The sequence below is a fragment of the Armatimonas sp. genome, assembly GCF_043760365.1.
Taxonomy (GTDB): domain Bacteria; phylum Armatimonadota; class Armatimonadia; order Armatimonadales; family Armatimonadaceae; genus Armatimonas.
On sequence record NZ_JAYUPA010000624.1, the window covers coordinates 1 to 4210 of the forward strand.

4 protein-coding genes are annotated in these 4210 nt (G+C 61.2%); 3 read left to right on the forward strand and 1 reads right to left on the reverse strand.

Annotation, left to right across the window (positions count from 1 at the left end; translation table 11 throughout):
• From ACH2EH_RS14225 to ftsZ, 3 genes are all read left to right on the forward strand, one after another.
• The coding region (locus ACH2EH_RS14225; protein WP_395142705.1) for a small basic family protein at positions 1 to 249 on the forward strand (249 nt) is incomplete at its 5' end.
• A complete protein-coding gene (ftsA, locus tag ACH2EH_RS14230) occupies positions 249 to 1481 on the forward strand; it encodes a cell division protein FtsA (RefSeq protein ID WP_395142706.1) in 1233 nt (410 codons plus the stop codon). The genes ACH2EH_RS14225 and ftsA, both read left to right, overlap by 1 nt.
• Positions 1482 to 1601: 120 nt before the next feature.
• Positions 1602 to 2798 (forward strand): cell division protein FtsZ, encoded by a 1197-nt coding sequence (ftsZ, locus tag ACH2EH_RS14235; protein WP_395142707.1) that lies wholly within the window; start codon positions 1602 to 1604, stop codon positions 2796 to 2798.
• A 75-nt stretch (positions 2799 to 2873) separates the two neighbouring features.
• Here the strand turns inward: ftsZ and ACH2EH_RS14240 are convergent.
• Positions 2874 to 4210: glycosylhydrolase-like jelly roll fold domain-containing protein (locus ACH2EH_RS14240; RefSeq protein ID WP_395142708.1), on the reverse strand; the 1337-nt coding region annotated here is incomplete at its 5' end.

Consider the following 4210-nt stretch of genomic DNA (forward strand, 5'->3'; position numbering starts at 1 on the left):
GCGGTCTGTGGAGGGGTTCGCTCGGGCGTCGAGGGCAAGTTTCAAGACAATATCCTGCTGACGGGCTTTGCGATTAACACCGTGCTTGCGGCGGCTCTCGCCTACCTGGGCGATAGGATCGGCGTGAACCTACATCTAGCCGCCGTGGTGCTTCTAGGAGGGCGTGTCTTCACAAATCTTTCGCTGATCCGGCGCTACTGGCTCAGTCAGCGTCAAGCGCAGCTCCAAATGGAGAAATCAGGAGCCTGATGAGCGAGCTGGTTGTTGCGCTGGACATTGGCACGACCAAAGTCTGTACTCTGGTAGCGGAGGCGCAGATGGGCGGCGTGATCAACCTACTGGGAGTCGGCAATGTTCCTTGCAGCGGCCTGCGACGTGGCGCGGTCGTGGACATGGCGCGCACGGTCGAGGCCATTATCGCCTCCGTGGAGATGGCCAGCGCGGCGGCGGGCGTGGAGATCGCCTCGGTTCTGGTGGGGGTTACGGGTGAGCATATCGCGAGCTTGAACGCCCGGGGGGTTGCGGCAGTGCTCAGTCCGGAGCGGGAAGTGCGCCGAGCGGATGTCGAGCGCGTGCTGGAGAGTGCGCGCTTGATAGTCCTGCCACCGGATCGTGAGATTGTGCATGTTCTGCCGCGCTACTTCACGCTAGACGGCCAAGAGGGCATCAAGAACCCCGTTGGCATGTGCGGAACGCGGCTAGAAGTGGACACGCATATTGTCACGGGGGCGTCGGCGCTGCTGCGCAATATCGCCGTCTGTGTTGAGAAAGCGGGACTCACGATTGAGGAGCTGATCCTAGAGCCAATGGCCTCGGGCGAGGCGGTGCTCCTGCCCGCCGAGCGTGAGCTGGGGGTTGCGCTTCTGGATATCGGCGGGGGCACAACCGATATCGCGCTCTTTCGGCAGGGGGAGATCTGTCACTCCGGCGTAGTGCCCATCGGGGGCACTCTGGTCACACGGGATGTGGCGGCGTTTCTGCGGACCTCGCTGGAGGAAGCGGAGCGCATCAAGTGCGAGGCGGGGTGTGCGCAGCCGGAGACACTCTCGGGCGAGGCGATGATCCCCTACGCGCTCCTGGGAAGCGAGGGGGTCGGTGAAGGGCGAGCGGCACGCGGCGAGCTAGCGGAGGTCATTGAGGCACGGTGTACCGAGCAGATGCAGCTCGTCCGAAAAGAGCTACTGCGGAGCAATTTATTTGATGCACTGCCCGCGGGCATCGTGCTGTGCGGAGGCGGTGCGCTTCTGCCAGGTCTCCCCGCCCTTACTGAGCAGCTCTTGGGAATGCCCGTGCGCCTAGGCTGTGTCCGCGCCGCCAGCGCTCAGGCAGCGGGTCTGTCTCCGCCGAGCTTTGCCACAGCATTCGGGCTGATACAATGGGGAGCAAAGCGGGTGATGCCACGACAGCGGCTCCGTCCGAAAGGGATTCTGGGGCGCTTGCGCTCCTGGCTCCCGCAAGGCAGGTTGTTATCGTTTTTTTAATCCTGCAAACAAACGTTTCGCAGGAAGATTATCACCCGATAAAGAAATTTCAAACGTCAGTTTATTAATGGGTCGTCAGGGAATAACGAAGAGGCAGTCATGGAAGGACGGAGTAGCGGAATGAGCAGTACAACACTGGATCCGTTTGCGCGTATCAAAGTCATTGGGGTGGGAGGCGGCGGTCAGAACGCTGTCAACCGCATGATCGAGGCGGGGCTCGCCGGTGTCGAGTTTTGGGTGATGAATACTGATATTCAGGTACTCAAGACCACGGCTGCGGAGAACACGATGCAGCTCGGGGTTCGCTTGACCAACGGTCTGGGAGCGGGCGGCGATCCGGAGATCGGGCGCGCGAGTGCGGAGGAGAGCAAGTCCGAGATCCAGCGTGCGCTCGATGGGGCCGATATGGTCTTCATCACCGCGGGCATGGGCGGCGGCACGGGCACCGGTGCGGCTGCGGTGATCGCAGAAGTCGCCAAGGACATGGGGATCCTGACGGTCGCTGTGGTGACCAAGCCGTTTCGTTTCGAAGGGCCACGTCGTGCCCGTCTGGCGGAAGAGGGCATTGATCGCCTCAAGAACAATGTAGACACCGTGATCGTGATTCCTAATGACCGTCTGCTGAATGTCGTCGAGAAGCGTGCCACGCTGGTAGATGCCTTCAAAGAGGCCGATGAAGTTTTGCGTCAGGGAGTTGCAGGTATCTCCGATATCATCACCATCCCGGGCCTGATCAATGTGGACTTCGCCGATGTCAAGACCGTCATGCGGGATGCGGGCACGGCACTGATGGGAATCGGCTTTGCCGAGGGTGATCATCGTGCGATCGAGGCAGCGCAGGCTGCCGTGAACTCGCCGCTCCTAGAAACCGAGATCTCCGGAGCACGCGCCGTCTTGGTCAATATCACTGCGGGCCCAGATCTCACACTCGCCGAGGTCTACGAGGCCGCTGATCTTATCCGCGAGAAGACCGATGCTGAGGATGCAAATATTATCTTCGGTACCGTGGTGGATGCGCGCATGCAGGGAGCGGTGCGGATCACGGTGCTGGCAACGGGTTTCCAGAACAGTGGCAACACCAAAAAACCCACTGTGGTGGCAACGGTGACCAGCACAACCCCAGCACCGAGCCTCGCTCGTATAGAGACGATCTTCTCGCATGGCCCCGAGTCCGTCAGCAGCCCAACTCCCGCATCTCCGATGGGCATCTCCTCCGATCCGACAGAAGACAGCGGAGCGGAGCGCCAGAAGGCCCCCGTCGCCACGGCAACACAAACGGATATGTTGGACATCCCAACCTTCTTGCGCCGTCGGTAAATAACCTCTCCCCCAACCCCCTCTCGCTCCCTTTCCCGCTTCGCAGGGAGTGGAGCAAGAGGGGGCTTTCTCGTTTCAGTCTGTTCGTTGCGTGAGCGTGACGGGGCCGAGAAGCCCACAGGGTGTCACAGGCCACTGGCTGGCATCGAAGCGCTTGTAGTCTAGGTTCACGAAGTTGATATCGTAGAAGGTCTGCCAGACAACGCCGCGCCGATCTAGATCCCGAATCCGATTCGCCGCCAAGCTCGCCACTTCGATCTCCAGCACATTGCCGGTCGGTTTGGAGACACTCAGCTCCAGCGTAAACGGTGCCAGGATCACAACTCCAAGTTCTTCCCCATTGAGCCGCACCCGTGCGCTCTCACAAACCCTTCCCAGATCAAGCATGTAGCGTCCCGGCTTTGCCTCAAAGACACTCGTGTAGCGTGCCGTGCCAGAGAACGCCTCGTACTCCGGCCCCTGCTCCGTCCATGAGCTGAGCTTCTCGCAGGAGAACGGAGGCGGCAGAGTCGGGCCACCCTCAAGAAACGCCACCTCCCAGCCAATCAAATCTACCCCCTTCGCGAAGCCTGCCTCCCCCCGCTCGTTCCTCGCGACCCGGGTACCCTCTGGGTGCGGCTTCGCGAAGGGGGTATAAATCACAGACGCATTGGGGGGGAGTTCCCGTCCACCCTCGCCGCCGGTGAGCGGGTTGAGGCAGCGCCCGGTCGCAGAGGGCAGGACGACAGTCTTGTCCGTGGGGTTGACAACAAAGCGCACGGTACTGCCTTCCCTTGTGCGCCGCACGACGCTCAGCCCCAGCTCGGCAAGTGATTCACGTTTTGCTCCGGCCTGCGTGAGTGCGGCTTCGAGCTCGGTGCGCGGCGTGGGGCGTAGACCACGCTTGCTGGCTTCCAGCTTGGCGCGACGCTCAGGGAGCTTTCCGAATCCAGGAACATCACGGGGAAGTGTGTCCACGAAGAATACGGGGATGTGGAGCTTCTTGAGCCGTGCCAGTGTCTCAGGGGGGAAGTGAGTTGTTGCGGGAACGACCACGGCTTTGTAGCGCTCGGGGAGTTTTTTGGCGAGCATCCGATCCGAGACAAAATCAAACTGCCAGCCACGATCTAAGAGCTGCTGTGCCAGCGGCCCAAGGGTCTGTTTTTCCAGCCAGCCACGCTGATGTACCGTGAGTTTCTCGATCCGGCCTTTCTGCGAGTGGAGCAAGTCGTGGTAGGGCCAGTAGAGCAGCACATCGCTACCCGGCTCGCCCGCTTGCAAAAACGACTGACAGCGCGAAATATAGTCGTGGAGCGTCTTTGCGTGCCGCCAGATCGGGTTGCGCGGGTTCATCTGCGTGGACGCGTAGAACACCCAGCCCGGCCACGGGGCTTCGTCGGGCGAGTAGATCGTCCCGTGCCAGAAGATATGGT